Origin of the sequence: Chryseobacterium sp. SIMBA_028, assembly GCF_046535285.1 — a bacterium.
Lineage (GTDB): Bacteria > Bacteroidota > Bacteroidia > Flavobacteriales > Weeksellaceae > Chryseobacterium.
In genome coordinates this window covers 1-312 of the sequence record NZ_JAWRWZ010000133.1, presented here as the reverse complement: position 1 = coordinate 312, position 312 = coordinate 1, and the positions used below count along the sequence as shown (strand labels likewise).

Genomic DNA, 312 nt, shown 5'->3' with positions numbered 1-312 from the left:
ACCACAAAGTTCCACGATGCTCGAAAACTTAGCGTTGACTTGCTCCAAGCTCATGCCCATTGCCAAGCAACCCAAGACCACGTTTTGGTGACCGGACAGGTCGGGCATAAGCGCTGCGTTGACCCCCAGCATGATAGGCGTGCTTGACGCGAAGACGGCCCCTGTTGTGGGTCTTTCCTGCCCACTAATAAGTCTCATTAGGGTGCTTTTGCCCGATCCGTTCCGGCCAATGATCCCCAATGATTCACCCCGCTCAACAACGAGGGAGAGCTCATGGAGCGCTCTTACCGTCACAGTGTTGCGTCGACGTCC

Annotated in this window: 1 protein-coding gene; it reads right to left on the bottom strand. The window is 55.8% G+C overall.

From position 1 onward, the window contains the following. The coding region (locus SCA31_RS22865) for an ATP-binding cassette domain-containing protein (RefSeq protein WP_410699331.1) at window positions 1-294 on the bottom strand (294 nt) is incomplete at its 3' end. Between the last annotated feature and the right edge of the window lie 18 nt (window positions 295-312).